Here is a 26,992-nt window from a genome sequence, read left to right as displayed (position 1 = left end):
GCCGCCGCCGGCGCCGGCGCCCGATCGCCGCCGCGGCAACCGCCGCGGCCCTGCTCCCCACCCTCTTCTCGGCCTCCGCGCGCCGCCGTCGTTCTGCCACGGTCCTCGGATCAGCCGCTCAGAACGGCCGCAGCGCCGGCTCCTTGCGCCCGCCGCCGAGCAGCCGCTCCAGCGCAACCTCTACATCGCCCCGCCAGGACAACGTGGTCCGCGCCTCCAGCCGCAGCCGCGGGTAGCGGTGGTGCGGCCGTACGGTCTTGAAGCCGACCGCGAGCAGGTGGTCGGCCGGCAGCACGCAACTGGTCGGCACCCGGCCCGCCGAGCCGAAGGCCTCGATCGCCCGCACCCCGCGCCCGAGCAGGTCCTTGGCCACCGTCTGCACCAGCACCCGGCCGAGCCCCTGCCGCTGGTAGCCCGGCAGCACTCGGCTGACCATCAGCTGAACGGCGTCCGGCGAGACCGGGCTGGTCGGGAAGGACTGCGAGCGGGGGACGTAGGCGGGCGGTGCGTAGAGCACGAAACCGGCGGGCTGGTCGTCCACGTAGACGATCCGACCGCAGGAGCCCCATTCCAGCAGCACCCCGGAGATCCACCCCTCTTTCTCCAGCTCCGGCTTCCCGGACTCCACCGCCTCCTTCCCGCTGACCGGGTCCAGCTCCCAGAACACGCAGGAGCGGCAGCCGGTCGGCAGATCCACCAGGTTGTCCAGCGTCAGCGGAGCTATCCGCCGTCCCATGGCCCGCACCTCCTCCCTTTCACGGTCGAGCATTCCCCCGCGAACGCCGATGGGTGCATGTTTCACGTGAAACAGCGCTCACGTGGAACATGCACCCATCGGGTCGTTGCCCTCGGCCGGCTCAGCCCTGCGACAGCCGCAGACCGTCCTCACCCGGAGCCATGCTGTCCAGGATCCGGTTGAGGTCCTCCACCGAGCCGAACTCCAGGACCACCTTGCCCTTGCCCAGCTTGCCGCCGCGCTGCGACACCTCGACCTTGACCCTGGTGTCGAACCGGTCCGAGAGCCGGGTCGCCAGGTCGTTGAAGGCCGGGGAGATCAGCTTGCCCGCCTTGGGCGTCTGGCGCTTGGGCTTCTGCTCGGTCTTCATCAGCTCGGCGATCTCCTCGGTGGTCCGCACCGTGAGACCCTCCGCGATGATCCGCTTGGCCAGCTCCTCCTGCCGGTCCGCGGCCGGGATGCCCACCAGCGCCTTGGCGTGGCCGGCGGTCAGCACCCCGGCGGCGACCCGGCGCTGGACGGACGGCGGGAGCTTCAGCAGCCGCAGGGTGTTGGAGACGTGCGGGCGCGAGCGCCCGATCCGGTCCGCCAGCTCGACATGGGTGCAGGAGAAGTCCCGCAGCAGCTGGTCGTAGGCGGCCGCCTCCTCCAGCGGGTTCAGCTCGGCCCGGTGCAGGTTCTCCAGCAGGGCGTCCAGCAGCAGCTTGTCGTCCTCGGTGGCCCGGACGATCGCGGGAATCCGCTCCAGCCCGGCCTCCCGGGAGGCCCGCCAGCGGCGCTCGCCCATGATCAGCTCGTAGCGCTCGGACTCCACCTGACGCACCACGATCGGCTGGAGCAGCCCGACCTCCTTGATGGAGGCGACCAGCTCGGCCAGCTTGTCCGCGTCGAAGACCTCGCGCGGCTGACGCGGGTTGGGGGCGATCGAGTCCAGCGGCAGCTCGGCGAACCGGGCCCCGGCGACCTCGGCCAGCTCGGCCGCACGGTCGGCCTTCTCCCGCAGGCCCTCGGCGCCGGCCCGGGCCGCCACCGTTCCCCGGCCGGACGGCAGTACCGGCACCGCGGCCGGCGAGACCGTCCCGGCCCCGGAGGGCTCCAGCACCACCGAGGCCGGTGCGGGCGTGGCCGCTGCGGGCTGTCCTGTCGCCCCGCCTACAGCCGGCGGAGCCGACGGGAGCAGTGCCCCGAGACCCTTCCCCAGACCCCTGCGACCACTCACCGATTACCCTCCGTCGTACCGTGCTGTGCCACCGGGGCGCCGTGCCCCTGCTGGCCGTCCCGCTGCTGGCCCACCAGCGGACCGCCCTGGCCCACCGCACGCAGCGCGAGCTCGCGGGCGGCCTCCAGGTACGAGAGCGCCCCGGTCGAACCCGGGTCGTAGGTGAGCACCGTCTGCCCGTAGCTGGGCGCCTCCGAGATGCGCACCGAGCGCGGGATCGCCGTGCTCAGCACCTCGTTCTGGAAGTGGGTCCGGACCTCCTCGGCGACCTGGGCGGCCAGCCGGGTCCGGGCGTCGTACATGGTGAGCAGGATGGTCGAGACGTGCAGCGCGGGGTTGAGGTGCGCGCGCACCAGCTCGACGTTGCGCAGCAGCTGACCGAGGCCCTCCAACGCGTAGTACTCGCACTGGATCGGGATCAGCACCTCCTGGCCGGCCACCAGGGCGTTGACCGTCAGCAGGCCCAGCGAGGGCGGACAGTCGATCAGGATGTAGTCCAGTGGCTGTTCGTAGGCGGCGATCGCGCGCTGCAGCCGGCTCTCCCGGGCCACCAGCGAGACCAGCTCGATCTCGGCGCCGGCCAGGTCGATCGTCGCGGGGACGCAGAACAGTCCCTCCACGTCCACGACCGGCTGGACCACGTCGGCCAGGGGCTTGCCCTCGACCAGAACGTCGTAGATGGAGGGCACCTCGGCGTGGTGGTCGATGCCGAGCGCGGTGGAGGCGTTCCCCTGCGGGTCGAGGTCGACCACCAGGACGCGCAGTCCGTGCATCGCGAGCGAGGCGGCCATGTTCACGGTGGTGGTGGTCTTGCCCACCCCACCCTTCTGGTTGGCGACCACGATCACCCGGGTGTTGGCGGGCCGGGGCAGCCCTTCCCCCGCTCGGCCGATCGCCCGAACCGCAGCCTGGGCGGCCCGTGCGATGGGCGTGTCATCGATCTGGTCGATGGTCTCCGAGTCCTGCATGGAGGTCAGTGTTTCACGTGAAACCGGAGCGGCAACAGTCGCCGCCCGGCCGCGGCTAAGGATTCCCGAGAGCAAGGAGCGACGTTTCACGTGAAACACCATGCCCGCTATGTCGGAAATCTGACGTTGCGACACTCCGATGTCCCGACGGCAGCCCGGGCGTCACCTGAACGACGACGGGCGGACGGCTCCCCCGTTCAGGAGGGACCGTCCGCCCGCCCTCGTCCGTTTCCGGCGTCACTCGGCCTCAGCGGCCTCAGCGACATCAGCCTCAGCGGCTGCGGCGCCGCCCGCCCCGGCCGCGCTCGCCGCCCTTGGCGTTGGCGTTGGCGTTGCGGCCGGCCCGCGCCATCTTGGCCCGCCGCGTCGCGGCCTTCACACCGCCGGGGCTCTCCCCCGCCTTGACCTGGACCACCCGGGTCGAGGTCTCCAGGGTGCCCTCGCCGACCGAGATGACGCTCCACTCGACCGCGCCCAGCTTGGCCAGCCCGGAGCGCGAGTCGGCCAGCTCCTGCTCGGCGCTGTCGCCCTTGAGGGCCAGCATCTGCCCGTGCGGACGCAGCAGCGGCATCCCCCAGCCGGCCAGCCGGTCCAGCGGCGCCACCGCGCGGGCGGTCACCACGTCCACGGCGAGCTTGCCGACCATCTCCTCGGCGCGACCGCGCAGCACCGTGACGTTCTCCAGCCCCAGCTCCCGGACGACCTCCTCCAGGAAGGTGGTCCGACGCAGCAGCGGCTCCAGCAGAGTGACCGAGACGTCCGGACGGGCCAGCGCCACCGGGATGCCGGGCAGGCCGGCACCGGAGCCGACGTCGCACAGGGTGGAGCCGGTCGGCAGCAGCTCGGCCAGCACCGCGCAGTTGAGCACATGGCGGTCCCACAGCCGGGGCACCTCGCGCGGCCCGATCAGCCCGCGCCTGACACCCGCCGTGGCCAGCAGCTCGGTGTAGCGGACGGCGGCGTCGAAGCGGTCGCCGAAGACCTCCCGGGCGGCGGCCGGCGCCTCGGCCAGCACGTCCAGCTCGGGTACCTCGGCCGCCCGCCCCTCAACGTCCGGATCCACGTCCGCCCCCGGACGGCCGGCGGCCGTGTTCTCCGTGTCCATCTCGACCTCTCCGATCCCCGGATCCACCGACCCGCTCAACGCACTGTTTCACGTGAAACATCCCGGAAGGGACGACGACCCCGCCCGCACGAGGCGGACGGGGTCGCGTCCGGTGAAGCTCACCGGCCGCCGGAGCGGCCGGTCATCGACCGTCATCAGGCCGGCAGCACGACCACACACCGCTGGGGCTCTTCGCCCTCGGACTCGCTCCGCAGACCGGCGGCCGCGACCGCGTCGTGGACCACCTTGCGCTCGAAGGGCGTCATCGGCTGCAGCTTGACCTGCTCGCCGGTGCTCTTGGCCTGCTCCGCGGCCTTGGCACCGAGGGCGGCCAGTTCCTCACGCTTGCGGGCCCGGAAGCCGGCAATGTCCAGCATGAGGCGGCTGCGCTCGCCGGTCTCCCGGTGGACAGCCAACCGGGTCAGCTCCTGCAGGGCCTCCAGCACCTCGCCGTCCTGGCCGACCAGGCGCTGCAGCGCGCGGTCGTTACCGTCGCTGACGATGGAGACCAGGGCGCGGTCGCCCTCGACGTCCATGTCGATGTCACCGTCGAGGTCCGCGATGTCGAGCAGACCCTCCAGGTAGTCCGCCGCGATGTCGCCTTCCTGCTCCAGGCGGGAGATGAGGCTCTCGTCGGCGCTGGCGGCGGCCTCGGCCTCGACGGCGGAGGTGGTGCCTTCCGTCACTGATGGACTCCTTCGGAGTTGGGCCCGTCTGGCGGGCCGGGAACGAAGCTCTAGGGGGCTGCCGCAACAGGCCAGGGGCCGGTCAGGACTTCTTCTTCGGCCGCTGACCGCCACGCTTGGGCTGCTGCCGGGTGCCGGCGGGCTTGGCCGCGGTCTGCTTGGCGGCCGCCGGCTTGGCGCCGGACTCGGCCGGGGCGGCGTCGCTCGGCTGCTCGGCCTGGGCATCCTGGGCGTCCTCGGCCGCCTGCGTGCCGGCACCACCGTGCTGGCGCTGGGCCTTGGTCTGCCGACGGGGCTGCTGGCGGCTCGCCCGAACCGACTCCTCGACCACGGCGGTCGCCGAGGCCGCCTGGCTGATGGCCTCCTTGGACGGGGGCAGCAGGCCCCAGAGCGCACCCTTGATCTCCGTACCGTCCGCACGCAGCCGGCCGGCCTTCTTCAGCCGCGCCTGGCGCTCCTGGAAGGCCTTGCTGCCCGGGGTCGGGTTGTTGTGGATGACGATCAGCTGCTGGCCCATCGACCAGACGTTGGTGGTCAGCCAGTAGACCAGGACACCGACCGGGAAGTTGATGCCCATCACGGCGAACATGACCGGGAAGACGTACATCAGCATCTTCTGCTGCTGCATGAACGGCGTCTTCACCGTGAGGTCGACGTTCTTGGTCATCAGCTGGCGCTGGGTGATGAACTGCGACAGCGACATCAGGATGATCATCACCGCGGTGACGATCTTGACGCTGGTCTCACTGCTGCTGACGAAGGTCGCGGACAGCGGGGCACCGAAGATGTGCGCCTTGCCGGCGCTCACCAGCAGGTCGCCGTGGATCACCCCGATCGGCTTGCCCTTGGCGACCGAGGCCAGCACGCCGTAGAGGGCGGTGAAGAACGGGGCCTGCACGATGATGGGAAGGCAGCTGGAGAACGGGTTGGTACCCGCCTCCTTGTACAGCTTCATCATCTCTTCGGACTGGCGCTGCCGGTCGTTCTTGTAGCGCTCCTGGATGGCCTTCATCTTCGGCTGGATCGCCTGCATGGCCCGGGTCGCCTTGATCTGCTTCACGAAGAGCGGGATCAGGCAGATCCGGATGACGACGACCATCGAGGCGATGGACAGGCCCCAGGCCCAGCCACCGTCCGGATTGAAGACGTGGCTGTACAGCGAGTGGAACTGGACGATGATCCAGGACACCGCCGTGTAGAGGGGACTCAGAAAACCGAAGGTCACCGGTCAGACTCCTTGGGCATCGGGCTTCGCCACCGGCTCCGGCTCGGCGGTCCCGCTCTTGGGGCTCAGCAGATCGCGCAGCCGCCGGTGCCACACCGGGTGCTTGCGCGGCGGTACATGGTCCACCCCGCCAGGCGACCAGGGGTTACAGCGCAGGATGCGCCACACGGTCAGTCCGCCGCCCTTGACCGCCCCGTGCACCTTCACGGCCTCGTAGCCGTAGTGCGAACAGGAGGGGTAGTAACGGCAGACCGGACCGAGCAGTGGGCTGATCGTCCACTGGTAGACCCTGATCAGACCCATCAGCAGGTACTTCATCGCCCTGCTCCCGTCGGCGCCGTGGCGGCGGGCTCGGCCCTCAGCAACCGCTTCAGCGCCGCGTCAAGATCACGTTCGAGATCCTGGTACGAGGCGGTCGCGGCCTGGGGCAGCGCACGCACCACTATCAGGCTACCGGCGGGCAGCCTGGACAGACGATCACGAATGAGATGGCGCAACCGGCGCTTGACCAGGTTGCGAACGACCGCCGGGCCGACGGCCTTGCTCACGACGAAACCCGCACGCGCCGAAGGAGTCCCCTCGGCGACGTGCGGGCGGGAGTCGCTGGTCCGGTCGGTCTGCCCCCGGGGGTCGACCTCTCTGCTGAGATGGACGACCAGAAGGGGCCGGCCAGCCCGGCGACCGCGTTTCACCGCGGTCGCGAAGTCCTGGCGCCGCCGCAGCCGATTCTCGGAGGGCAGCACAACAGACTCTGTCGTGGATCAGGCGGACAGGCTGGCGCGGCCCTTGCCACGGCGGGCAGCCAGGATGGCGCGGCCGGCGCGGGTACGCATACGCAGCCGGAAGCCGTGGGTCTTCGCGCGGCGACGGTTGTTCGGCTGGAAGGTGCGCTTGCTCACTCGGGGGCTCCTGAGGTGAATCGTAGGATGACGGGGAGTCGCTTGGCCGTCACCGTGCGTCCGCGTGATCTCCCCTGATTCGGAAATCCGGCCCATCGCCCCAGTTCGGCTGGGGTCTGAGGCAATCCACGGCGCCCGTGCTGCGCGCCTTATGGAGCGGGTGGACCCGCGGACATGCGGCAGCGGCCATCGACAACTCGACCTGGTTACGGTACGCGGGACGGGGTGTGAGGGTCAAACCAGCCCGCCCAGGGCGCGTTTACCCACAGCCTGTGGACAACGACTTGATCCGCCCCTGTTCGCTGACTACCGTTGCAGGACTTGTCTGGTTTTGTTCTTGGAAAGCGTGCACCAGTGGCTGATGTCAACAGCGACCTCGTCCCGGTCTGGGCGAGGGTCGTCGAGCGGCTGGTCAGCGACCCCGATATCGGGGAGATGGACAAGCAGTGGGTGCAGCGCACCCAGCCCATGTGGATGATGCACGACACCGCCCTGCTGGCGACCCCGAACGAGCGGGCGAAGCAGGTGCTGGAGGGCCGACTGCTTCCGCAGCTGACCGACGCCCTCAGCCGCGAGCTCAACCGACCGGTCCGGATCGCCGTGATGGTCGACGCCAACGCCGTGCCCACCACCCCCGCGCCCGCCGCCCAGGCCCCCGCCGAGCCGTACCCCGGCCCGACCGAGGAGGACTCCGACGGCTACGGCGGCCCGGGCTACCAGCAGCCGTACGAGCAGGACTACGAGCGTTCCCGCTACGACACCGGCGGCTACGAGCAGCGCCCGGCGCCGTACGGCGGCCAGCCGGCCCAGCCCTGGCCCGGTTACCAGGAGTCCGGCTACCAGGAACCGCAGCAGCCCTACCGCCAGCCGGATGAGCCCGCGCCCCGCCAGGCGCCGCGGCCCCTGCCCAGCCCGCCCTCGACCACCCAGGGCGACCTGTTCGGCGGCGCCTACGGCCCCGGCCCGGGCGAGCAGCCCCGCACCGGCACCGGCCGCCGTTCGCACGGCGCCCGGCCCACCGGCGGCCGCCCGGCCGAGAAGGCCGGCGCGGAACGCGGCACCGACCGCCCCGCCGTCCCCGGGGTTCCCGCCCCGCCCGGCGCTCCCCCGGCCGGCGGCTCCCGCAAGGACGAGCCGGCCGCCCGGCTGAACCCCAAGTACCTCTTCGACACCTTCGTCATCGGCGCCAGCAACCGCTTCGCGCACGCGGCGGCGGTGGCGGTCGCCGAGGCCCCGGCCAAGGCGTACAACCCGCTCTTCATCTACGGCGAGTCCGGGCTGGGCAAGACCCACCTGCTGCACGCCATCGGGCACTACTCGCGCAGCCTCTTCCCGGGCACCCGGGTGCGCTACGTGTCCTCGGAGGAGTTCACCAACGAGTTCATCAACTCGATCCGGGACGGCAAGGCGGACACCTTCCGCCGCCGCTACCGGGACATGGACATCCTGCTCGTGGACGACGTCCAGTTCCTCGCGAGCAAGGAATCCACGCAGGAGGAGTTCTTCCACACCTTCAACACCCTGCACAACGCGAACAAACAGATCGTCCTCTCCTCGGACCGGCCGCCCAAGCTGCTGACCACGCTGGAGGACCGGCTGCGCAACCGCTTCGAGTGGGGTCTGATCACCGACGTCACCCCGCCGGAGCTGGAGACCCGGATCGCGATCCTGCGCAAGAAGGCGATCCAGGAACAACTCAACGCCCCCGCCGACGTGTTGGAGTTCATCGCGTCCCGGATCACCCGCAACATCCGGGAGTTGGAGGGCGCGCTGATCCGGGTGACCGCCTTCGCCAACCTCAACCGGGCACCGGTGGACCTGGAGTTGGCCGGGATCGTCCTCAAGGACCTGATCCCGGGCGGGGACGAGGACGCCGGCCCGGAGATCACCGCGCAGGTCATCATGCAGCAGACCGCCGCGTACTTCGGCCTGGGTGTGGACGACCTCTGCGGGTCCTCGCGCAGCCGGGTGCTGGTGACCGCCCGGCAGATCGCCATGTACCTGTGCCGGGAGCTCACCGACCTGTCGCTGCCGAAGATCGGCGCACAGTTCGGCGGCCGCGACCACACCACGGTGATGCACGCCGACCGCAAGATCCGCTCGCTGATGGCCGAGCGGCGCTCGATCTACAACCAGGTCACCGAACTCACCAACCGCATCAAGAGCTAGCGCCCCGTCCACGGAGCGGGGCCGGGCAGGCCTGCAGAGGGCGTCAGGATCGCTCCTGACGCCCTTTTTGCCTATCCACAGGTGTTTGCCGGGCCGCGGCTGGGCAGGGATCCGGTCGACGGACGTCCCGACAGTCCACAGCCCGCGCCGAACAACTGACCCGTGATTCGAAAACCGGGAGCGCACAAGGCCGTTGTCCACAGGACCGGCCCCTTCCGCACAGTCCACAGGCCGGGGAGTCCGAGGTTATCCAGAATTCGTCCACAGGGCCGTCACCGCTACGCTCTTCCGCGCAGGTCAGGTGCCTGTGGACTTGTGCACAACGGTTGTCCACAGGTTGTGGACAATTGACGGGCCGCCAGTGGGCCGTCCGGGTTATCCACCGGTTGTCCCCAGGACCAGGGGAGTTATCCCCAGGTTGTCCACAGCCGGGTCCACAGTTCGACAACCGTGAACCGCCGTTCACGCCCTGGTGTGAAAGGCGTCACGAAAAGTTGACCGGTGCCCGTGGATAACCGGGCCCCGATCTGGGGACAGTCCTGGGGATAACCTGTGGATACCCTGCGTACCCTGTGGGTAACGCTCGGCTGTCCACAGCGCGGCCTGCCCGTCCACAGCCGCCGTCCACACCGACTGTGGACAAAAATCGGGCGTTGACCTGCGGAAACAGGGTTATCCACGGTTTCCACAGGCCCTACTACTACCGCTACACAGATAGACCGTGAACCTGCTTTCAAAGTGGGTGGCCCGAAATCTGTGGACAACGCGACCGGCCGCAGGCCCCGACACTTGTTCGGGTTTGCTTCCGCCCGTCTGCCCCGTCTGTCGGCGGAGTACGTCAGACTGTCCTTTGCAGCTGGAAGCGGAGTGGCAGAGCTCGGCGGACAGCGGAACCGACGATCAAGATCAGACGAACCAGAGTGCGAGCGGGAGCGCTCGATCCAGGAGGCGGTTACCGGTGAAGTTCCGGGTGGAGCGTGACGTCCTCGCGGAGGCGGTGGCCTGGGCTGCCCGCAGCCTCCCGGCACGGCCGCCGGTGCCGGTGCTGGCCGGCCTGCTGCTGACCGCGCAGGAGGGCAGCCTGGCGCTGTCCGGCTTCGACTACGAGGTCTCGGCCCGGGTCGAGCTGGAGGCGGACGTCGAGGAGGCCGGCACCGTCCTGGTCTCCGGTCGACTGCTCAACGACATCTCGCGCAACCTTCCCAACAGGCCCGTGGAGATCTCCACCGACGGCCAGCGGGTCAGCGTGGTCTGCGGCAGCTCCCGCTTCACCCTCCCCACCCTGCCCGTGGACGAGTACCCGGCCCTGCCGCAGATGCCGACCGCCACCGGCACCGTCTCCGGTGACGTCTTCGCCTCCGCCGTCAGCCAGGCCGCGGTCGCCGCCGGCCGGGACGACACCCTGCCGGTGCTCACCGGCGTCCGGGTCGAGATCGAGGGCGACCGGATCACGCTGGCCGCCACCGACCGCTACCGCTTCGCCGTCCGCGAGCTGCTGTGGAAGCCCGAGCAGTCGGACATCTCCGCGGTCGCCCTGGTGCCCGCCAAGACCCTGCAGGACATCGCCAAGTCCCTGGGCAGCGGCGACAACGTCTCCATCGCGCTCTCCTCGGGCGGCGCGGGCGAGGGCCTGATCGGCTTCGAGGGCGCCGGCCGCCGCACCACCACCCGGCTGCTGGAGGGCGAGTTCCCCAAGTTCCGCAGCCTCTTCCCGACCGAGTTCAGCGCGGTCGCCGCGATCCAGACCCAGCCCTTCCTGGAGGCGCTCAAGCGCGTCTCGCTGGTCGCCGAGCGCAACACCCCGGTCCGGCTCAACTTCGAGCAGGGCGTGCTGACCCTGGAGGCCGGCTCGGGCGACGACGCCCAGGCCACCGAGCGGATCGAGGCGGACCTGGAGGGCGACGACATCTCGATCGCCTTCAACCCGGGCTACCTGGAGGAGGGCCTCAAGGCCATCGACTCCCCCTACGCCCAGCTGAGCTTCACCACCCCGACCAAGCCGGCCCTGCTCAGCGGCAAGGTCTCGGTGGACGCCGAGGAGGACAAGGCGTACCAGTACCTGATCATGCCGGTCCGCCTCTCCGGCTGAAACCCGGGAGCGGCGTGATCCCGGGGGTGTGGGGGTCCTTCCCCACAGGACGCAGCATGCCGGTCCGCCTCTCCGGCTGACCCCGGCCCGCCCGTTACCCACAGGCTGTGCACACCCGCTGTGCACAGCCTGTGGACGTCTCCCCCGGTCGGCCGGACTGCGCAGAGCCCGTCCCGGTGGGAAGCGTAGGCTCGGGGAGTGCGGCAACGGCGCCGCTGGCAGGCACGTCCCCACAGTAAGGATTTGGTCATGGAGCTCGGCCTCATCGGTCTCGGCAAGATGGGCGGCAACATGCGCGAGCGGATCCGCCGCGCCGGCCACACCGTCGTCGGCTACGACCGCAACCCGGAGATCTCCGACGTCGAGAGCCTGCAGGAGCTCGTCAAGAAGCTCCAGGGCCCCCGCGTGGTCTGGGTGATGGTCCCGGCCGGCGCCGCGACCCAGGCGACCGTCGACGAGCTCGCCGAGCTGCTGTCCCCCGGCGACGTGGTGGTCGACGGCGGCAACTCCCGTTGGACCGACGACATCAAGCACGCCGAGGCGCTGGCCGCCAAGGGCATCGGCTTCGTGGACTGCGGCGTCTCCGGCGGCGTCTGGGGCCTGGAAAACGGCTACGCGCTGATGTACGGCGGCGACGCCGAGCACGTCGCGCGTGTTCAGCCGGTCTTCGACGCGCTCAAGCCGGAGGGCGACTTCGGCTCGGTGCACGCGGGTGCGGTGGGCGCCGGCCACTTCGCCAAGATGGTCCACAACGGCATCGAGTACGCGATGATGCAGGCCTTCGCCGAGGGCTGGGAGCTGCTGGAGGCCGCCCCCGAGGTCACCGACGTGCGCGAGGTCTTCCGCAGCTGGCAGGAGGGCACCGTCATCCGCTCCTGGCTGCTGGACCTGGCCGTCCGCGCCCTGGACGAGGACGAGCACCTGGACAAGCTGCGCGGTTGGGCCGCCGACTCCGGCGAGGGCCGCTGGACCGTCGAGGCCGCGATCGACCACGCCGTGCCGCTGCCGGCGATCACCGCCTCGCTGTTCGCCCGATTCGCCTCCCGCCAGGACGACTCGCCGCAGATGAAGATGATCGCCGCGCTGCGCAACCAGTTCGGCGGTCACGCGGTCGAGTCGAAGTAGTCCCCTTCCGGGGCGGAATTCCCCAGGGATTCCCGGTAACCCACAGGTCTGTTCACAGAAGGCGAGCGCAGTCCACAGCCATGCACGTCGCGCATCTGTCGCTCGCCGACTTCCGGTCGTACGCCCGGGCCGAGGTTCCCCTCGACCCGGGCGTGACGGCCTTCGTCGGGCCCAACGGCCAGGGCAAGACCAACCTGGTCGAGGCGATCGGCTACGTCGCCACCCTGGGCAGCCACCGGGTCGCCACCGACGCCCCGCTGATCCGGCTCGGCGCGGAGCGGGCGGTGATCCGCACCTCGGTGGTGGACCGCGGCCGCTCCACCCTGGTCGAGCTGGAGCTCACCCCGGGCAAGGCCAACCGGGCCCGGATCAACCGTTCCGACAACGTCCGCCCGCGCGACGTGCTGGGCCTGCTGCGCACCGTGCTGTTCGCCCCCGAGGACCTCAGCCTGGTCAAGGGTGACCCGGGCGAGCGCCGGCGCTTCCTGGACGAGCTGCTGACCGCCCGCGCGCCCCGGCTGGCCGGGGTCCGGCAGGACTACGAGCGGGTGCTGAAGCAGCGCAACGCCCTGCTGAAGACCGCCGCGATGGCCCGCCGGGCCGGCGGCGGCAAGGGCGCGGACCTGTCCACCCTGGAGGTCTGGGACGGTCATCTGGCCCGAGCCGGGGCCGAGTTGACGGCTTTCCGGATCCAGCTGGTGGCCGCTCTGCAGCCACTGGTGACGGCGGCTTACGGGCAGTTGGCCCCGGGCGGCGGCGAGACCTCGCTGGAGTACCGCAGTTCCTTCGAGGGCGAGCTGCCGACCAGTCGCGAGCAGGCCGAGGAGCAGCTGCTGCGGGCGCTGCAGGCGGTCCGCAGGCAGGAGGTCGAGCGCGGGCTCACCCTGGTCGGCCCGCACCGCGACGAGCTGGTGCTTCGGCTCGGCCCGCTGCCCGCCAAGGGCTACGCCAGCCACGGTGAGTCCTGGTCGTTCGCGCTGGCGCTTCGGCTGGCCTCGTACGAGCTGCTGCGCGCCGACGGCGGCGAACCGGTGCTGATCCTGGACGACGTGTTCGCCGAGCTGGACGCCGCCCGCCGGGACCGGCTGGCCGAGCTGGTGGCCGACGGCGAGCAGGTGCTGGTCACCGCGGCGGTGGCCGAGGACGTGCCGAAGGCCCTGGCCGGCGCCCGGTTCGCGGTCGCCGACGGCGCCGTCCGCCGGATCGACGCCTGATCCGTCGCCTGATCCGCTCGTCACACTCACCGCAGTGCGGGCACGCCCCGCCGTTCCACGTCCGACCGCTCCCGTAGGCTGGACGGCTCATCGGTTGTCCACAGGCTGGGGAAAGGAGATCGCCGTGAGCGAGCCGGCGGAGCACTCCCCCACCCCCGGCGCCGCCGAGCCCACCGGCGCCGACCTCGCCCGTTCCGCCCTGCGGGCGGCCCGCGCCCAGGCCCGTCAGCGCGGCGAGCAGGTCCAGCAGAAGCGCGAGGCGAAGCGGCACGGTCTGCGCAGCGGTGCCCGCTCGGACGGCCGCGACCCGGTCCCGCTGGGCGCCGCGTTGAACCGGCTGCTGACCGAGCGCGGCTGGGAGTCCTCCGCCGCGGTCGGCGGGGTGATGGGCCGCTGGCCGCAGATCGTCGGGCCGGACATCTCGGCGCACTGCCACCCCTCCTCCTACGACGAGGCCGCCGCAGTGCTCACCGTGCAGTGCGACTCCACCGCCTGGGCGACCCAACTGCGCTGGCTGGCACGGCAGTTGGTGGCCCGCCTGAACCACGAGCTGGGCCACGGCACGGTGAAGACCATCAAGGTGCTCGGCCCGGCCGCGCCCGCCCGCGGCTACGGCCGGCTGCGCGCGCCCGGGAGCAAGGGCCCGGGCGACACCTGGGGCTAGGGCCCGTCTTCGAACCCGGCGGGCCCCGCCGGCCCCGCCGGGATCGGACCACGATCTTCCGGAACCCCTGACGGCCCTTCCAGGCGCCCCGGGCCCCCCGGGCGAGTATCGGGACTCGTGCAGAGGGGATTCAGGGCGGCATATCTGCCTTCAAGGGCTGCCAAACGCCCATCTCTGTCAGTCGTACCGGTAGACTGAGAGCCAAACACTGTTGCTAGTGGCAACCGAGTCGAAACGCTGTGGTCGCACGCCTGCCCGTTCGGGGAGCGCATGCGGCCCGTGCTGTGCCAGAGAGGGCGCTTCGTGGCCGATTCCGGCAACCCCAGCCAGACCCCAGACCAGACCGACCAGGCTTCCTACACCGGTAGCAACATCCAGGTGCTGGAAGGCCTCGACGCCGTCCGCAAGCGCCCCGGCATGTACATCGGCTCCACCGGTGAGCGCGGCCTGCACCACCTGGTGCAGGAGGTCGTGGACAACTCCGTCGACGAGGCGATGGCCGGGTACGCCGACACCATCGACGTCACGATCATGGCTGACGGCGCGATCCGCGTCGTCGACAACGGCCGCGGCATCCCGGTGGACATCGTCCCCGGCCAGGACAAGCCCGCCGTCGAGGTCGTGCTCACCGTCCTGCACGCGGGCGGCAAGTTCGGCGGCGGCGGCTACGCCGTCTCCGGCGGTCTGCACGGCGTGGGTGTCTCCGTGGTGAACGCCCTGTCCACCCGGCTCTCGGTGGAGATCCACAAGGACGGCCACATCTGGACCCAGGACTACAAGATGGGCGCGCCGACCGCCGCCCTGGTCAAGGGCGCGGAGACCGGCCGCACCGGCACCACGGTGACCTTCTGGGCCGACGGCGACATCTTCGAGACCACCGTCTACTCCTTCGAGACGCTCTCCCGGCGCTTCCAGGAGATGGCCTTCCTCAACAAGGGCCTGTCGATCTCGCTGACCGACGAGCGCCCCGAGCACGTGGACGAGGAGGGCAAGCCGCTCACCGTCACGTACAAGTACGACGGCGGCATCGCCGACTTCGTCGCCCACCTGAACTCCCGCAAGGGCGATCCCGTCCACCCCTCGGTGATCGACTTCGAGGCAGAGGACAAGGACAAGGCGATCTCGGTGGAGATCGCGATGCAGTGGAACTCCTCCTACACCGAGGGGGTCTACAGCTTCGCCAACACCATCCACACCCACGGCGGCGGTACCCACGAGGAGGGCTTCCGCGCCGCGCTGACCGGCCTGGTCAACCGCTACGCGCGGGACAAGAAGCTGCTCCGCGAGAAGGACGACAACCTCTCCGGCGAGGACATCCGCGAGGGTCTGACCGCGATCATCTCGGTCAAGCTCGGCGAGCCGCAGTTCGAGGGCCAGACCAAGGACAAGCTCGGCAACACCGAGGCGAAGACCTTCGTCCAGAAGGTCGTCCACGAGCAGCTCAACGACTGGCTGGACCGCAACCCCAACGAGGCTGCGGACATCATCCGCAAGTCCATCCAGGCCGCCACCGCGCGCGTCGCCGCCCGCAAGGCCCGCGACCTCACCCGCCGCAAGGGCCTGCTGGAGTCCGCCTCGCTGCCGGGCAAGCTCTCCGACTGCCAGTCCAAGGACCCGTCCGAGTGCGAGATCTTCATCGTCGAGGGTGACTCCGCAGGCGGCTCGGCCAAGCAGGGCCGCGACCCGCGCACCCAGGCCATCCTGCCGATCCGCGGCAAGATCCTGAACGTCGAGAAGGCCCGGATCGACAAGGTGCTGCAGAACACCGAGGTCCAGGCGCTGATCTCGGCCTTCGGCTGCGGCATCCAGGAGGACTACGACGAGTCCAAGCTGCGGTACCACAAGATCGTTCTGATGGCGGACGCCGACGTCGACGGACAGCACATCCGGACCCTGCTGCTGACCCTGCTGTTCCGCTTCATGCGGCCGCTGGTCGAGTCCGGGTACGTCTACCTCGCCATGCCCCCGCTGTACAAGATCAAGTGGGGCAAGGACGACTTCGAGTACGCCTACTCCGACCGCGAGCGCGACGCGCTGATCGCCGCCGGGGTGGAGGCCGGGCGCCGGCTGCCCAAGGACGACGCGATCCAGCGCTTCAAGGGTCTCGGTGAGATGAACGCCGAGGAGCTCCGGGTCACCACCATGGACGCGGCCCACCGGCTGCTGCTCCAGGTCACCCTGGAGGACGCCGCCCGCGCCGACGAGCTGTTCTCCGTGCTGATGGGCGAGGACGTCGAGGCCCGCCGCTCCTTCATCCAGCGCAACGCCAAGGACGTCCGCTTCCTGGACGTGTGACGCGCCTGCACCCCAGGCCCCGCACGTACCAGTCCGCGTGAAAGGAAACTGACCACCAGTGGTCGACGACAACCGTCCCGACGGCGAACAGCCCGAGACCCCCGAGGCCGCAGAGGCCACCGCCCAGGCGACCATGCGGATCGAGCCGGTCGAGCTCGAGACCGAGATGCAGCGCTCGTACCTCGACTACGCGATGAGCGTGATCGTCAGCCGTGCGCTCCCCGAGGTGCGCGACGGCCTCAAGCCGGTGCACCGCCGCGTGCTCTACGCGATGTACGACGGCGGGTACCGCCCGGAGAAGGGCTACTACAAGTGCGCCCGCGTCGTCGGCGACGTGATGGGCAACTACCACCCGCACGGCGACACCTCGATCTACGACACCGTGGTCCGCCTGGCCCAGCCGTGGTCGATGCGGATGCCGCTGGTGGACGGCAACGGCAACTTCGGCTCCCCGGGCAACGACCCGGCCGCGGCCATGCGCTACACCGAGTGCAAGATGATGCCGCTGGCCATGGAGATGATGCGCGACATCGACGAGGAGACCGTCGACTTCGCGCCCAACTACGACGGCCGCTCGCAGGAGCCGACCGTCCTGCCCGCGCGCTTCCCCAACCTGCTGGTCAACGGTGCCACCGGCATCGCGGTCGGCATGGCCACCAACATCCCGCCGCACAACCTCCGCGAGGTCGCCTCCGGCGCGCTCTGGTACCTCGAGAACCCCGAGGCCACCGCCGAGGAGCTGCTGGAGGCCCTGATCGAGCGGATCAAGGGCCCCGACTTCCCCACCGGCGCGCTGATCGTCGGCCGCCGCGGCATCGACGACTACTACCGCACCGGCCGCGGCTCGGTCACCATGCGCGCCGTGGTCGAGGTCGAGGAGATCCAGGGCCGCCAGTGCCTGGTGATCACCGAGTTGCCGTACCAGGTCAACCCGGACAACCTCGCGCTGAAGATCGCCGACCTGGTCAAGGACGGCAAGATCGCCGGCATCGCCGACGTCCGCGACGAGTCCTCGTCCCGCACCGGCACCCGCCTGGTGGTCGTGCTCAAGCGCGACGCGGTCGCCAAGGTCGTGCTGAACAACCTGTACAAGCACACCGAGCTGCAGACCAACTTCGGTGCCAACATGCTGGCCCTGGTCGACGGCGTGCCGCGCACCCTGTCGCTGGACGCCTTCATCCGGCACTGGGTCAACCACCAGGTCGAGGTCATCGTCCGGCGCACCACCTTCCGGCTGCGCAAGGCCGAGGAGCGCGCCCACATCCTGCGCGCGCTGCTCAAGGCCCTGGACGTGATCGACGAGGTCATCGCGCTGATCCGGGCCTCGGCGAGCGCGGACGCCGCCCGCACCGGCCTGATGGGCCTGCTCGACATCGACGAGCTCCAGGCCAACGCCATCCTTGAGATGCAGCTGCGCCGCCTGGCCGCCCTGGAGCGCCAGCGGATCACCGACGAGCACGACGAGCTGCAGCGCAAGATCGACGAGTACAACGCGATCCTGGCCTCGCCGGTCCGCCAGCGGGAGATCATCTCCGAGGAGCTCGCCGCGATCGTCGAGAAGTACGGCGACGACCGGCGCTCCACCCTCATCCCGTCCGACGGCGACCTCTCCATCGAGGACCTCATCGCCGAGGAGGACATCGTCGTCACGATCACCCGTGGCGGCTACGTCAAGCGGACCCGCTCCGACCTCTACCGCTCGCAGAAGCGCGGCGGCAAGGGCGTGCGCGGTGCCCAGCTGAAGCAGGACGACCTCGTCGACCACTTCTTCGTGACGACGACCCACAACTGGATCCTGTTCTTCACCAACAAGGGCCGGGTCTACCGCGCCAAGGGCTACGAGCTGCCGGACGCCGGGCGCGACGCCCGCGGCCAGCACGTGGCCAACCTGCTGGCCTTCCAGCCGGAGGAGCACATCACCCAGGTGATGGCCGTGCGCACTTACGAGGACAAGCCGTACCTGGTCCTCGCCACCCGGGCCGGCCTGGTGAAGAAGTCCCCGCTCAAGGACTACGACTCCCCGCGCTCCGGCGGCCTGATCGCGATCAACCTGCGCCAGGACGAGGAGGGCCGGGACGACGAGCTGATCGGCGCCGAGCTGGTCTCCGCCGAGGACGACCTGCTGCTGGTCTCCAAGAAGGCCCAGTCGATCCGCTTCACCGCGACCGACGACGCGCTGCGGCCCACCGGCCGCGCCACCTCCGGCGTCAAGGGCATGGCCTTCCGTGAGGACGACGAACTGCTCTCGATGAACGTCGTCCGGCCGGGCACGTACGTCTTCACCGCTACGGACGGCGGTTACGCCAAGCGCACCGGTGTGGACGAGTACCGTGTCCAGGGACGCGGTGGCTACGGCACCAAGGCGGCGAAGATCGTCGAGGGCCGGGGCTCGCTGGTCGGTGCTCTGGTGGTCGACGACACCGACGAGATCATGGCGATCACCCTGTCGGGCGGGGTGATCCGAACGAGGGTTTCCGAAGTTCGTGAAACCGGACGTGACACCATGGGCGTCCAACTGATCAACCTCGGTAAGCGCGACGCGGTCGTGGGCATGGCCCGCAACGCGGAGGCCGAGGACGACGAGACGGCGGAGGACGAGGTCGCGGACACCGAGTCCACCGAGTCCACCGAGACGGCCGAGGGTGCGGGGACGGCGGTCGGCGGCGACGCCGAGGTCTGAACCGAAACCGCAGACCGGTGCCGCCGCGTCCACGGAGTGGGCGGGGCGGCACCGGACGCCGACCAGTACCGGGCAAACCCGCCGGGCGCTGGATGACGAGTGACGGACCAGGGCGGCGCCGCCCTGGTGGGAAGTGCGGGAGGACCAGGTGAGTGGAGCCACGGGTGCTGCGGGAGGACCCTCCGGCGGCCGTCCGGGCGCGCAGGGCGGGGGTTCGTACGGCGTGCCGCAGCCGCCGACCGAGCACTCGGCCGCGTCCACCTCGCTGATGCCACCGGTCGGCGGGGCGGGCCAGAGCGGTGCGACCTACGGGGGACAGACACCGGCCTCGCCGGGCAGCCCGGCTCCCGGCTCGGGCGGCTTCTCACAGCCGACGACCTACGCCAAGGGCCAGCCGACCCCGGCCCGGGGCACCCGGACCGGCGGCAACACCCCGGCCGGCGGCACCCCCGTTCCGGGGGCGGCGCGCCGCCCGGCCGGTACGCCCTCGACCGGCGGTGGCACGCTCGGCCGGACCCGCAAGGCCCGGCTGCGGGTGACCAAGGTCGACCCGTGGTCGGTGATGAAGGTCAGCTTCCTGCTCTCGCTGGCCGTCGGCATCATCATCATCGTTGCCTCGGCGGTGCTGTGGATGACGCTGGACTCGCTCGGCGTCTTCGACTCGCTGACCAAGACGCTCAAGGACGTCACCGGCGGTGGTGCCGAGAACGCCAGCAGCCAGCTGAACCTGATGGACTACATCGGCTTTGGCAAGGTGATGATGTTCACCACGCTGATCGCCGTGGTCGACGTCGTGTTGCTGACCGCGCTGTCCACGCTCTCCGCCTTCATCTACAACGCGGCGGCCGGCTTCACCGGCGGCGTCGAGCTGACCCTGGCCGAAGAGGACTGACCCCTGGCCGAATGCTGACCACCGGTCAGTTCTCCGTCTGTGGACGGAATGCACGGGCCCCGCAGGCTGTTCCAGCCTGCGGGGCCCGTCGGCATTCGGGTGACAGCCGGCCCCCGCGGCGCGCCGTCCGGAAACGGGTCGGCCGCGGTGGGATTAGCTGGACGCCGCCCGTTCCCGCGCCTGGGAGTGCCGCAGGCCGCCCCGGTCGGTCGACCGGGTCTGGTGAGGTTCCGCAGGACGACTGGACGGAGGCGCGCGGTGGCGAAGCTCGCAGGTCAACTCGTGGAGGCCCTGGACGGGCTGTTGGGGATCCCGGCACCGCTGCGGGTCCAGGCCTGGGACGGCAGCGTCGCCGGGCCGCCGGACGCGCCCACCGTGGTGCTGCGCAACCGCCGGGCGCTGCGCCGGCTGGTCTGGCAGCCGAACGAGCTGGGCCTGGCCCGGGCCTACGTCTCGGGGGACCTGGAGCTCTCCCCCGGCGCCGACCTGTACGAGACGCTCTCCGCGGTCGCCCGCTTCGCCGAGCGGCCGGAGATCCGCACCATGAACCTGGGGCCCCGCGAGGTGCTCGGCACCAGGGGCCGCAAGGTCCTCGCCGCCGTCCTGCGGGCCGGGGCGATCGGCCCGGAGCCCACCCCGCCCCCGGAGGAGGTCCGCAGGGCTCCGGGGCGGCTGCACAGCCGCAGCCGGGACCGTGCGGCCATCAGCCACCACTACGACGTCGGGAACGACTTCTACGGCCTCGTGCTGGGCTCCTCCATGGTGTACTCCTGCGCCTACTGGACGCCCGAGGTGAAGAGCCTGGAAGCCGCCCAGGAGGCCAAGCTCGACCTGATCTGCCGCAAGCTCGGCCTGCGGCCGGGGATGCGGCTGCTGGACGTGGGCTGCGGCTGGGGCTCGTTGCTGCTGCACGCGGCCGAGCACTACGGCGTCACCGCGGTCGGCGTCTCCATCTCCAAGGAGCAGGTCGCGCTGGCTCGTGCCCGGGTCGAGGAGGCCGGTCTCGCGGACCGGGTCGAGGTCCGGCTCCAGGACTACCGGGAGATCACCGACGGCCCGTTCGACGCGATCTCCAGCGTCGGCATGGCCGAGCACGTCGGCTCGGAGCAGTACCGGGCCTACGCCGAGGGCCTGTACCGGCTGCTGGCGCCCGGCGGTCGGCTGCTCAACCACCAGATCGCCCGCCGCCCCGACTACCCCGGTGAGCCGCACCGCACCAGCCCCTTCATCAACCGCTACGTCTTCCCGGACGGCGAGCTCTCCCCGGTCGGTTCCACCGTGGCCCGGCTGGAGGAGGCCGGCTTCGAGGTCCGGGATGTCGAGGCGCTGCGCGAGCACTACGCGCTGACCCTGCGGGAGTGGGTGGCCAACCTGGAGGCGCACTGGACGGAGGCGGTCCGGCTGGTCGGTCGCGGTCGCGCCCGGGTCTGGCGGCTGTACATGGCCGCCTCCGCGCTCGCCTTCGAGCAGAACCGGATCGGCGTGAACCAGGTGCTCGCCGCCCGCAGCACCGAGGAGGGCGCGGCGGGCCTGCCGCCGACCCGTGAGGAGTGGCTGGTGCGCCCGGTCGCCGAGGTCCCTGCCGGGATCCCGACCGATACGGATTTGGGAGATCGGCGGTCGGTCCGCTAATCTTTCAGTGCGGCAAGGGCCTATAGCTCAGACGGTTAGAGCGCTTCCCTGATAAGGAAGAGGCCACAGGTTCAAGTCCTGTTAGGCCCACCACCGCGAAGGGCCCGGAGTGATCACTCCGGGCCCTTCGACACTTCTTGAGATCGGGCGGGGCCGCAGATCAGGACGGTTTCCGGTACGCTCTCTGAACAGCGCGGGCCTATAGCTCAGACGGTTAGAGCGCTTCCCTGATAAGGAAGAGGCCACAGGTTCAAGTCCTGTTAGGCCCACCGCCACGAGGGGCCCGGAGTGATCACTCCGGGCCCCTCGTCGTTTTCCCCGCGAATCCGGGGGCCGCCGCGGCCGGGACAGGGCCGGACCGGTCCTGACGAGGGCTTCCCGGACCGGCCGGGTGCGGACGAACCGCACGACAGGAGGTGCGGCGTCAATCCTCCAAGCGGGCCTCCGGGTTGAAGCGCCGGTGGCTGGTCACGATTGGGACACCGGTGTGTATCATCGGCCGCAAGGGCAGTCTGGTACCCGGCCGCCCGTTCGCGCTCGAAACACATCTGGACTCGTCGGCCCGGCCAGCCCGGTCGGAGCACCGGCTCTTGAGTCCACCAACGCAAGAAGGACGAGGTCCCGCGGTGAAGAAGCTCCTCCTGGTCGCCCTGGTCGCCCTCGGCGGCTTCTTTGTCTACCGTCAGGTCCAGGCGGACCGCGCCGAGCAGGACCTGTGGACCGAGGCCACCGACCCGGTCCCGGCTGGCCGCTGAACCCGGACGATCTGACGATCGACGATCTTCGGAGGCGCTGATCGGCGCCTCCCGGACCGGCCGGCCCGGTCGCACGACCGGACCGGCTGGTTCCTTCAAGGGGACGGCGCTCGGAATCGCGTCGGAACCCGGTACGCTAGTGCCCGTTGGCACGCGCCGTGCCGTCGATCGAGGGGCATTAGCTCAGTTGGTAGAGCGCTGCCTTTGCAAGGCAGATGTCAGGAGTTCGAGTCTCCTATGCTCCACAGCGCCTGAACGGCGGCTGACCTGTTCTCCAGGTCGGCCGCCGTTCTGCTTTCCGGGCCGTTCGCTACGACTGCGGGTGGTCGTCCCCGGTCGGCCCGGTGGGCTCCGCGGGCTCGCCCGTGTCCTCCGGGGCGGCGCCGTTCACCGGGGCGGTGGCGGCGTGCCCCCCGGTCGGCCGGGGGGCATCCGGGGCCGGGGGCTCGACCAGCCACTCCGGGTTGCTGTGCCGACGCCACCACTGCCAGGCGACGATGCCGCCGCCGATCGCCAGCATGCCCGCCACCGCGAGGCCGGCGGACCGACCGCTGCGGCACCGGGCCCGCTTCGCGTTCCGGGCGGCGAGCCGACTGATCTCCGCCGAGCTGACGTGGCCGTGGAGGGCGGTCAACGCGGCGGCGCCGCGGGTCTGGGCCTCCTTGGCGACCGGGGAGACCGCGGCCCGGGCGTCCTCGACGGCATGGACGACCCTGGGGCCGACCGTGGTGCGGGCCTGGTCCGCAGCGTGGGCGGCGGAGAGGCGGGCCGCCAGCGCGGCCTCCTGGGCCCGGTGGAGGGCCCTCAGGGCGTTCTCCTGGGCCTCGGGCGGCAGGCTGGCGAAGGCGTGGCCCCACTGTGGGGCGAGATGCCTGTCGTACTGGACGCGGAGATTGTGGGCGGCCTGGGCGGCCTTCGGCCCGAGGGCGTCCAAGGCGGGCCCGAGGCGCTGCTTGGTGCCGTCCGCCAACTGGGCGGCGGTGTCCCGGGTCCTGGCGGCCGTCTCACGGGCCGAGTCCGAAAAGCTCACGAGTCTCTCCTCCTGGGCGGCGTCCTGTATACGCATATCCACCTGAATGCTGATCATGCATCCGGATTTGTCCACCGGCACTCCGGGGTGGGCCGGGCGAGGGCATCGCCGGGGGCGGGGCCGTGCGTGGGAAGGCGCCGGGGGCGAGGGTCGCCGCAGTAGGCTGGCGGCTCCGGTGGTCGGGTACGGGAAGGGGAGAGCGCTGATGCTCCCGGACGAGCCGCGGCAGTCGACGGAGCGGTCCCCGGAAGGCGGGCTGCCCGGCTGCTACCGGCATCCGCAGACGGCCACCGGGATCTCCTGCACCCGCTGCGAGCGCCCGATCTGCCCGCAGTGCATGGTGGCCGCAGCGGTGGGCTTCCAGTGCCCGGAGTGCGTCGGCAACGGGCACGCCGGGGCGCGGCGGGCGACCACCCGATTCGGCGGAGCGCTGACCGTCGACGGCGGGCTGGTCACCCGGGTGCTGGTCGGGGTCAACCTGGTGGTCTGGCTGCTGGCCGCCTACGTGCTCAGGCCGCAGCTGGGCGAGGTCTGGTCGCTGGCCAGCGCCGGGCGGGACAGGCCCGGCGGTCCGTTCGGCGTCGCCGACGGCCCGGACCAGTGGTACCGGCTGCTGACCGCCACCTTCCTCCACCTGGAGTGGTGGCACATCGGGATGAACATGCTGGTGCTGCTCTGGCTCGGCCCGCCGCTGGAGGAGGCGCTCGGCCGACTGCGCTTCCTGGGCCTCTACCTGCTCGCCGGGCTGGGCGGCAGCACCTTCGCCTTCCTGGTGGCCGGCGACTGGATGAACTCGCTGGGGGCCTCCGGGGCGGTCTTCGGCCTGATCGGCGCCACCATCGTGATGCAGCTGCGGAACAAGGGTCCGCTCGCCCCGGCGATGGCCTTCCTGGTCTTCAACCTGGTGGTCACCTTCTCCCGCCCGGGCATCGACTGGCGCGCGCACCTCGGCGGTCTGGCCTTGGGCGCACTGACGGCCTTCGGCCTGATGTACGCCCCGCGCGAGCGCCGCGCCCTGGTCCAGGGGCTGACGGTGGCCGGGGCGGTGGCCGTGGAGGCGGCGATGCTGTGGATCGGGATGGCCCTCTACGGCGCGTGACGCCCAGGGCGTTTGTCCACAGCAGGTGCGGGGTTGTGCACAGGCCGTGTGCCGGTCCGCCTGTGGACTGCTGTTCTACGCGTGTCCTCCTGTGCGGTTTCCCGGTTTCCGCGGAGTTGTGCACAGCTGTGGACAGCCGCGACCGGAAGAGTTATCCACAGCCCCTGGGGACTTTTCCCCAGTGTGGATAACCATGTGGATAAGTGCGACTGTGTGATGGTGGGACCGTGCGATGGTGGGGCGGGCCGACCGGATTCCGGCCCGCGCCCGGGCACGCCGAACCGCCGCCCCGGGACCCGCGATCCGAAGCGGCGGAAACGGCTCGAATGCGAGCCTCAGGACGAGCGGAGCGCTACTTCCACTGAGTGGAGACGCCGAACCCCGCCGCGATGAAGCCGAAGCCGACCAGGATGTTCCAGTTCCGCCAGCTCTCGACCGGGTAGCTGCCGCTCGTCACGTAGTACGTGACGATCCACACCAGGCCGATCAGGAACAGTGCCAGCATCAGCGGCGCGACCCAACCGCGTCCCGAGCTGATCTTCACCGCGGCCGTGGTGGGCGGGGTGTAGTCGGACTTCTTGCGGAGTCGAGACTTCGGCACGAGGAGCTCTCCTGTCGATGCGCTGTGAGACCGCGCAGGGGGTGCAGCGGGTGAGACGCCGACGTCGGGTTGTGTAGAGCGCTCTGGGACCGCTCCCCGACCTGCCACCGGCGTCCGTTAGCGTAGTGGCTCGGCGGGTCTCAAGGAGATAAGGGTACGGTGACTAATTTGTCGATTCCCCCCGGGAAGGCCGGTACCCGCCGCTCCGGCATCCGAATTGTCGGACGTGCCCTGACCTGCGCGGTGTTCGCACTCGCCGGTCTGCTCTTCTACATCAGCGCGCAGACCGCCCGCGGCACCGACCTGCGGACCGACAACTCGCTGCTGAGCCTCGGCGACGTGATCCGCCAGCGCAGCTCGCAGAACCAGCAGGCGCAGGCCCAGCTGGCCGACCTCCAGGCCCGGGCGCAGCAGCTCACGGAGCAGCAGGGCCACGACCCCGCCGACGCGGCGCAGCTGGGCGGCCTGCGGCGCGGTGCGGCCCTGGAGCCGCTGCAGGGCGGCGGCCTGACCGTCACCCTCAACGACGCCCCGCCGAACGCCACCGCGCGCATCCCCGGCGTCCCCGAGCCCGGCGTCAACGACCTGGTCATCCACCAGCAGGACATCCAGGCCGTGGTCAACGCGCTGTGGCGGGGCGGCGCCGAGGGCGTGCAGGTGATGGACCAGCGGCTGATCTCCACCAGCGCGGTGCGCTGCGTGGGCAACACCCTGCTGCTCCAGGGTCGGGTCTACTCCCCTCCGTACGTCGTCAAGGCGGTGGGCAGGACCGACGCCCTGCGGGCGGCCGTCGACGCCGACCCGACGATCCGCAACTACCTGCAGTACGTCCAGGCGTACGGCCTGGGCTGGAAGGTCCAGGAGAGCGGCGACCTGGCCCTGCCCGGCTACTCCGGCACCACCGAACTCCGGTCGGCGGGCGGGCAGTAGCGGCTGAGTGGCGGACCGGCCTCACGGCTGTGGATCCCGGGTCTACTCTTGACCCCAGTCTGCTACCTCGAGGGAGCACCATGTACGGCTTCATCTGGCGTCACCTCCCGGGGAACACCCTGGTCAAGGCCGTCATTTCGCTGCTCCTGATCCTGGGGATCGTCTACCTTCTCTTCACCTACGTCTTCCCGTGGGCGGAACCGCTGCTCCCCTTCGGTGACGTCACAGTGGACGGCGGCGACGGAGCCGCGGCCGGCTGACCCTGCGGGCCCGGCAGTTCCCCAAAGCACCGCATCCCACGGAGACCACGCGCGAATGACCACCCAGCCGACCCCGCCCCGCATCCTGGTCGTGGACAACTACGACAGTTTCGTCTTCAACCTGGTCCAGTACCTGTACCAGCTCGGTGCCACCTGCGAGGTGGTGCGCAACGACGAGGTGACCGTCGAGCACGCCGTCCGCCGGGTGGGGGAGGAGGGCTTCGACGGGGTGCTGCTCTCCCCCGGGCCAGGGGCGCCCGAGGAGGCCGGGGTCTGCATCGAGATGGTGCACCACTGCGCCGGGATCGGGCTGCCGGTGTTCGGCGTCTGCCTGGGGCTGCAGTCGATCGCGGTCGCGTACGGTGCGGTGGTCGACCGGGCGCCGGAACTGCTGCACGGCAAGACCTCGCTGGTCGAGCACGAGGACGGCGGCGTGTTCGAGGGCCTGCCCTCGCCGCTGACCGCGACCCGCTACCACTCGCTGGCGGTCGAGCCGGCCACCGTGCCGGACGAGCTGGTGGTCACCGCGCGCACCGAGAGCGGCGTGATCATGGGCCTGCGGCACCGTGAACTGCCGGTCGAGGGCGTGCAGTTCCACCCCGAGTCGGTGCTGACCGAGGGCGGGCACCGGATGCTCGCCAACTGGCTGGCGGAGTGCGGCGATCCGCACGCCGTGGACCGGTCGGCCGGGCTCGCCCCGGTGATCGGCCGGGGCTGAG

25 protein-coding genes and 3 tRNA genes are annotated in these 26,992 nt (G+C 70.7%); 17 read left to right on the top strand and 11 right to left on the bottom strand.

The genetic code is table 11. The annotated features are described in order from the left end of the window. Window positions 1-118: 118 nt before the first annotated feature. From ACWC9T_RS07700 to rpmH, 9 genes are all read right to left on the bottom strand, one after another. Window positions 119-736, bottom strand: coding sequence for a GNAT family N-acetyltransferase (locus tag ACWC9T_RS07700; protein ID WP_449820139.1), 618 nt, complete (start codon window positions 734-736; stop codon window positions 119-121). Between the two features lie 121 nt (window positions 737-857). Continuing rightward, a complete protein-coding gene (locus tag ACWC9T_RS07695) occupies window positions 858-1,955 on the bottom strand; it encodes a ParB/RepB/Spo0J family partition protein (protein ID WP_449820138.1) in 1,098 nt (365 codons plus the stop codon). Further along, window positions 1,952-2,896, bottom strand: a complete 945-nt coding sequence (locus ACWC9T_RS07690; RefSeq protein WP_449820147.1) for a ParA family protein — start codon at window positions 2,894-2,896, stop codon at window positions 1,952-1,954. The genes ACWC9T_RS07695 and ACWC9T_RS07690 overlap by 4 nt, the downstream gene beginning before the upstream one ends. Before the next feature lie 298 nt (window positions 2,897-3,194). Next, window positions 3,195-4,028, bottom strand: a complete 834-nt coding sequence (rsmG, locus tag ACWC9T_RS07685; RefSeq protein ID WP_449820137.1) for a 16S rRNA (guanine(527)-N(7))-methyltransferase RsmG — start codon at window positions 4,026-4,028, stop codon at window positions 3,195-3,197. A 155-nt stretch (window positions 4,029-4,183) separates the two neighbouring features. Beyond that, the gene (locus tag ACWC9T_RS07680; RefSeq protein WP_355668919.1) at window positions 4,184-4,714 is read right to left on the bottom strand and encodes a Jag family protein; all 531 of its coding nucleotides are present in this window, start codon (window positions 4,712-4,714) and stop codon (window positions 4,184-4,186) included. Between the two features lie 82 nt (window positions 4,715-4,796). Beyond that, on the bottom strand, window positions 4,797-5,939 hold the full coding sequence (gene yidC, locus ACWC9T_RS07675) for a membrane protein insertase YidC (protein WP_449820136.1): 1,143 nt from the start codon (window positions 5,937-5,939) through the stop codon (window positions 4,797-4,799). Between the two features lie 3 nt (window positions 5,940-5,942). Further along, the gene (gene yidD / locus ACWC9T_RS07670; protein WP_316522234.1) at window positions 5,943-6,257 is read right to left on the bottom strand and encodes a membrane protein insertion efficiency factor YidD; all 315 of its coding nucleotides are present in this window, start codon (window positions 6,255-6,257) and stop codon (window positions 5,943-5,945) included. Further along, window positions 6,254-6,682, bottom strand: a complete 429-nt coding sequence (gene rnpA / locus ACWC9T_RS07665) for a ribonuclease P protein component (RefSeq protein WP_449820135.1) — start codon at window positions 6,680-6,682, stop codon at window positions 6,254-6,256. Before rnpA ends, yidD begins: the two co-directional genes overlap by 4 nt. 18 nt (window positions 6,683-6,700) lie before the next feature. Further along, window positions 6,701-6,838: a 50S ribosomal protein L34 gene (gene rpmH / locus ACWC9T_RS07660; RefSeq protein WP_030059672.1), complete on the bottom strand. Its 138-nt coding sequence runs from the start codon at window positions 6,836-6,838 to the stop codon at window positions 6,701-6,703. 354 nt (window positions 6,839-7,192) lie between these two features. Here rpmH and dnaA point away from each other — a divergent pair, with 354 nt between their 5' ends. The 13 genes from dnaA (at window position 7,193) to ACWC9T_RS07595 (ending at window position 22,598) form a co-directional block, all read left to right on the top strand. Beyond that, a complete protein-coding gene (gene dnaA, locus ACWC9T_RS07655) occupies window positions 7,193-9,007 on the top strand; it encodes a chromosomal replication initiator protein DnaA (RefSeq protein WP_449820134.1) in 1,815 nt (604 codons plus the stop codon). A gap of 958 nt (window positions 9,008-9,965) precedes the next feature. Next, window positions 9,966-11,096 (top strand): DNA polymerase III subunit beta, encoded by a 1,131-nt coding sequence (gene dnaN, locus ACWC9T_RS07650; protein WP_396247331.1) that lies wholly within the window; start codon window positions 9,966-9,968, stop codon window positions 11,094-11,096. 198 nt (window positions 11,097-11,294) lie between these two features. After that, a complete protein-coding gene (gene gnd, locus ACWC9T_RS07645) occupies window positions 11,295-12,221 on the top strand; it encodes a phosphogluconate dehydrogenase (NAD(+)-dependent, decarboxylating) (protein ID WP_449820133.1) in 927 nt (308 codons plus the stop codon). Between the two features lie 80 nt (window positions 12,222-12,301). Then, window positions 12,302-13,435 carry a DNA replication/repair protein RecF gene (gene recF, locus ACWC9T_RS07640; RefSeq protein ID WP_449820132.1) on the top strand — a complete coding sequence of 378 codons (1,134 nt, stop codon included), beginning with the start codon at window positions 12,302-12,304 and terminating at the stop codon, window positions 13,433-13,435. 124 nt (window positions 13,436-13,559) lie between these two features. Beyond that, on the top strand, window positions 13,560-14,099 hold the full coding sequence (locus tag ACWC9T_RS07635) for a DUF721 domain-containing protein (RefSeq protein WP_449820131.1): 540 nt from the start codon (window positions 13,560-13,562) through the stop codon (window positions 14,097-14,099). 279 nt (window positions 14,100-14,378) lie between these two features. Then, window positions 14,379-16,394 (top strand): DNA topoisomerase (ATP-hydrolyzing) subunit B, encoded by a 2,016-nt coding sequence (gene gyrB, locus ACWC9T_RS07630; RefSeq protein ID WP_449820130.1) that lies wholly within the window; start codon window positions 14,379-14,381, stop codon window positions 16,392-16,394. Between the two features lie 133 nt (window positions 16,395-16,527). Next, window positions 16,528-19,074, top strand: coding sequence for a DNA gyrase subunit A (gene gyrA, locus ACWC9T_RS07625; protein WP_449820146.1), 2,547 nt, complete (start codon window positions 16,528-16,530; stop codon window positions 19,072-19,074). A gap of 148 nt (window positions 19,075-19,222) precedes the next feature. Beyond that, the gene (locus tag ACWC9T_RS07620; protein WP_449820129.1) at window positions 19,223-19,966 is read left to right on the top strand and encodes a DUF3566 domain-containing protein; all 744 of its coding nucleotides are present in this window, start codon (window positions 19,223-19,225) and stop codon (window positions 19,964-19,966) included. A gap of 258 nt (window positions 19,967-20,224) precedes the next feature. Continuing rightward, entirely contained in the window at window positions 20,225-21,598 is a 1,374-nt protein-coding gene (locus ACWC9T_RS07615) for a class I SAM-dependent methyltransferase (protein WP_449820128.1), read from the top strand. Window positions 21,599-21,614: 16 nt separating this feature from the next. Beyond that, window positions 21,615-21,691: transfer RNA gene (locus ACWC9T_RS07610), tRNA-Ile, on the top strand. A gap of 102 nt (window positions 21,692-21,793) precedes the next feature. After that, window positions 21,794-21,867 (top strand) — tRNA-Ile (locus ACWC9T_RS07605). A gap of 357 nt (window positions 21,868-22,224) precedes the next feature. Continuing rightward, window positions 22,225-22,353, top strand: coding sequence for a DLW-39 family protein (locus tag ACWC9T_RS07600; protein WP_014137031.1), 129 nt, complete (start codon window positions 22,225-22,227; stop codon window positions 22,351-22,353). 172 nt (window positions 22,354-22,525) lie between these two features. Next, window positions 22,526-22,598: transfer RNA gene (locus ACWC9T_RS07595), tRNA-Ala, on the top strand. A 65-nt stretch (window positions 22,599-22,663) separates the two neighbouring features. On the opposite strand, the gene ACWC9T_RS07590 is transcribed toward ACWC9T_RS07595, so the two are convergent. After that, window positions 22,664-23,383 carry a DUF5324 family protein gene (locus ACWC9T_RS07590; protein WP_449820127.1) on the bottom strand — a complete coding sequence of 240 codons (720 nt, stop codon included), beginning with the start codon at window positions 23,381-23,383 and terminating at the stop codon, window positions 22,664-22,666. Window positions 23,384-23,588: 205 nt separating this feature from the next. Here ACWC9T_RS07590 and ACWC9T_RS07585 point away from each other — a divergent pair, with 205 nt between their 5' ends. Continuing rightward, window positions 23,589-24,482, top strand: coding sequence for a rhomboid family intramembrane serine protease (locus ACWC9T_RS07585; RefSeq protein ID WP_449820126.1), 894 nt, complete (start codon window positions 23,589-23,591; stop codon window positions 24,480-24,482). Between the two features lie 352 nt (window positions 24,483-24,834). Here the strand turns inward: ACWC9T_RS07585 and crgA are convergent, their stop codons facing one another. Continuing rightward, the gene (gene crgA, locus ACWC9T_RS07580) at window positions 24,835-25,083 is read right to left on the bottom strand and encodes a cell division protein CrgA (protein WP_270145659.1); all 249 of its coding nucleotides are present in this window, start codon (window positions 25,081-25,083) and stop codon (window positions 24,835-24,837) included. Window positions 25,084-25,251: 168 nt separating this feature from the next. On the opposite strand from crgA, the gene ACWC9T_RS07575 reads away from it, so the two are divergent. From ACWC9T_RS07575 to ACWC9T_RS07565, 3 genes are all read left to right on the top strand, one after another. Continuing rightward, window positions 25,252-26,013, top strand: a complete 762-nt coding sequence (locus ACWC9T_RS07575) for a DUF881 domain-containing protein (RefSeq protein WP_449820125.1) — start codon at window positions 25,252-25,254, stop codon at window positions 26,011-26,013. A gap of 80 nt (window positions 26,014-26,093) precedes the next feature. Continuing rightward, window positions 26,094-26,273 carry a hypothetical protein gene (locus ACWC9T_RS07570; protein ID WP_355668934.1) on the top strand — a complete coding sequence of 60 codons (180 nt, stop codon included), beginning with the start codon at window positions 26,094-26,096 and terminating at the stop codon, window positions 26,271-26,273. A gap of 55 nt (window positions 26,274-26,328) precedes the next feature. After that, window positions 26,329-26,991 carry an aminodeoxychorismate/anthranilate synthase component II gene (locus ACWC9T_RS07565; protein WP_449820124.1) on the top strand — a complete coding sequence of 221 codons (663 nt, stop codon included), beginning with the start codon at window positions 26,329-26,331 and terminating at the stop codon, window positions 26,989-26,991. Window position 26,992 lies beyond the last annotated feature (1 nt).

Source organism: Kitasatospora sp. NPDC001159 (assembly GCF_053598235.1).
This window is presented reverse-complemented; position numbering and strand designations above follow the sequence as displayed.